Origin of the sequence: Ruminococcus sp. (genome assembly GCF_045129435.1) — a bacterium.
GTDB lineage: Bacteria > Bacillota > Clostridia > Oscillospirales > Acutalibacteraceae > Ruminococcoides.
This window is the reverse complement of sequence record NZ_JBGVJL010000143.1, coordinates 1-2,883: the sequence shown is the minus strand read 5'-3', so window position 1 is coordinate 2,883 and position 2,883 is coordinate 1. Positions and strand designations below refer to the sequence as shown.

General features: G+C 37.1%; 3 protein-coding genes. All 3 read left to right on the top strand.

Features of this window, described 5'->3' with window-relative positions; genetic code table 11:
• Positions 1-825: 825 nt before the first annotated feature.
• The 3 genes from ACJMMI_RS06900 to ACJMMI_RS06890 are packed head-to-tail and all read left to right on the top strand — an operon-like array spanning position 826 to position 2,259.
• Positions 826-1,350, top strand: a complete 525-nt coding sequence (locus ACJMMI_RS06900; RefSeq protein ID WP_405354487.1) for a hypothetical protein — start codon at positions 826-828, stop codon at positions 1,348-1,350.
• Positions 1,351-1,352: 2 nt separating this feature from the next.
• Complete coding sequence (locus ACJMMI_RS06895; protein ID WP_405354485.1) at positions 1,353-1,649, top strand: hypothetical protein; 297 nt, start codon at positions 1,353-1,355, stop codon at positions 1,647-1,649.
• On the top strand, positions 1,642-2,259 hold the full coding sequence (locus tag ACJMMI_RS06890; protein ID WP_405354484.1) for a hypothetical protein: 618 nt from the start codon (positions 1,642-1,644) through the stop codon (positions 2,257-2,259). Before ACJMMI_RS06895 ends, ACJMMI_RS06890 begins: the two co-directional genes overlap by 8 nt.
• Positions 2,260-2,883: the final 624 nt, after the last annotated feature.

Sequence of the window (2,883 nt, the reverse complement as noted above, 5' to 3'; positions counted from 1 at the left end):
ATTCCATATGTAGACCCATATTAGCCGTTTATTCCATGTAAGACTTTTTGTAGCGCCCAATTACCTTGATCCTCATATAGTACATATGACCCATACAGCTATTGGCAACCCAACTAACCCTCCTCCATTATGCGAGCTGTTAAGTCCCTTGTGTTGGAAAACCACACATCATAAACTCAATGCTCGCATATAGTGGTACCGTTCCTGCTTTACGAACTAGTAGCACAATCGACTCGGTTCGATGGAGTACGCAAGGCAAGTATGGTAAAAACATAAGTATGCGGACCAATTCACAATCTCAAAGTGTTCCTTGTCAGGAAGTGGAAAGTAAAACCATGTGTTTATATCCAAAAAATGTAATAAAAGTAGTATTTTTCAACAATTAGCACTTGCATTTTGACAGCATATGACATATAATAATTATACCGCATGCGGCATTATGTTACCTAGTGCGGAGGATTTTGTTCTTTAGAATGCTACATAAGGGCTAGCGGAAACATCTGCCGAGAGATAGTATGAGTTATTATGACAAAGTAATGAAGCTCACAGTGACCGCTGGCCACTGTCGCACCTATGATGATCAAGCTTGGAATTAGACTTGAGCGGTTGGTGTGGCATCGTTACTTTGTCATTTTTTGTTAGGAAATTGAGGCAGTGTTATCTTTTGTTTTGCAACGATACACACGGGTTCGCGGATTGATCAATTTGTTGATAATAGAACCTGTTTAGTGTTTCTAATAACTACTGCATTTCAAAACCGAAACTATTTCACTAGTCAGCAAATCTGATCGTACTTAGAAAAATATATATTTACGAGGTGCTATTGTGGCACAGAAAACAGAAACAAAAAAATCATTACAACAAGCACAAAATACCGAGCAACGCCAAAAGGCGCAAAAGCAAGCCGCCCGATATTCTATAAAAAAGGCAAATCGTATTTTAGCATGGATAATCGGAATCGCGATTGCTCTATTACCGTTGATTGTAAGCGGTACTGCAATATTTCTACATTCTGGGAATGCTAGCATAATTAAACTATATGAGACTTTCATTGAAGATTTTATGAACAGCGGATCCTTTCTTTGGGTTTCTATTACTCTACTGGCTGTGTCCTTTGTTGATTTGTTATTATATGGATTCCGAAAAAAACTGTCCGACCAAATGAAATTCAGGTGTAGAATCTTTATATTCTTGATCGCCGCGATTGGAATCTTAGCAATGTTTACCTATTTTGAAAACATCGCAACACCTATAAATAATTCTAGAATGCTTTTTATTTCGGTTGGATCATTTATTTTATTTGCAGCAGCATCGGGTTTCATTTCATTTAAAATAGTACAGGAGGGATAAAAATGCTTGAATTTGGAATAGTGTTAGCTGTATTCACTTTGATTGTTCTTGTGATTTACCTCCCTGCGCTTTATCGACATTTTGTTTGGAAGCGAACCGAAAAAGATTTTGAACACGAGTTATCTCAATTGGATTCGTTGTATGATAGCAGTCGAATTGTCATTACTGAACGTCTAGGTGAGGGAACAAGTCAAAATTCAGATGTGAAATTTGCCGAGGCTCATAAGAATCAATCTTTTGCTATGAATACAATTATGGAATTGCTCTCAAGAATGACGGAGGAACAGGTATATGCTTAGACAGTTATTTGAGAGTTTTTACAGAGGAAATATTGAAAAAATTGCACAAGAAATTGCTGACAAAACCGAGAACATTACATACATCGCTAATCTAAATGGTGTCTACGAGGAATACCTTAACCAAAAAACAGCTTTAAAGCGCTTAATTAAAAGTGTTAATGAGCAAACCGATAATTTAGAAATTTTACTTGATGGTCACAAAGTCGCAGCTTGCATTACTTGCGCAATAATTCGCGTTCATTTATTGGTTGACACTAGTTGCGATGACGAGGGTGAAAGTAGCTACTCCTTGGATAAATCGAATAGGCTAAACGAACAGTTAGCTGTCTTGAGCGGATTAAGTTGCCTATTAGAGTATATGAAAGCTGATGATGAATTCCTTTGTCCTGAAGGTACGGATACCAGTAAAACCAGTTTTGTTTTCCCAAAAACAAAATATGAAGATCGTTCAAAATATCTTGACTCATTAATTCGTGGTCTGTATTACTCTAATATAGTATCAAATATTAATCCGTTACTAGTTTCACATATATTCTTTATGATTGAGCAATTTCATAGAAAATGCATTGAACTAGATGACTTAAAAAAGCAAATATACAGCAACAACTAATTTTGTGATACATTGCATTTTTCTGAATGTAGGTTCTCTTTTTGGGCAACCCTCAATGTGCACGAAATTCTTCAAGTTGATTATTGGCGGCTTTCCATGAAAGTTCCAATATATGTTTAGTTCAAACAAAAAATGACCACTTTTGCAGCTACAAAAAGCCAAAAACCTTTGCGGCTCCACACTTTTATAGTTTTTGCACCGCCTAGAACCTACCGACAAATATAGATTAAGTTCAATAATGCCACGAGAAACAACCATAGTAGTTCGAACCCCCAGGTATTGGACGACTATGGTTGTTTGTAAGCTTCAAAACTAGCAGCGACTTGCGGTGAGCCCGCCGGTATGAACCAATGCTCCTGTATAGTGACGGATAGTATATGCGATTAACATATACTATCCGTCACTATATGGGAGTATTTTTTCATGAGCACAGATTTAAAAGTGCATAACAATCAGTAAGCGTCAATTCTATCAGCGGTTTGCAACGTAAGCGCTCAATAATCACCCGCCTAGCATTTCACCCATCAATATGAGATAATATCCCAAAACTTGAAAAACTCACGGTGAGTTTTTCAAGAAGATTAGAGGGGTGTTATCAAATGGCAGATGTATTAGCAGTGCGGG

Bases quoted from the DNA above. Each gene is read 5' to 3' on its own strand.
- ACJMMI_RS06895 (WP_405354485.1), top strand. From the start codon at position 1,353: ATGCTTGAATTTGGAATAGTGTTAGCTGTATTCACTTTGATTGTTCTT.
- ACJMMI_RS06890 (WP_405354484.1), top strand. From the start codon at position 1,642: ATGCTTAGACAGTTATTTGAGAGTTTTTACAGAGGAAATATTGAAAAA.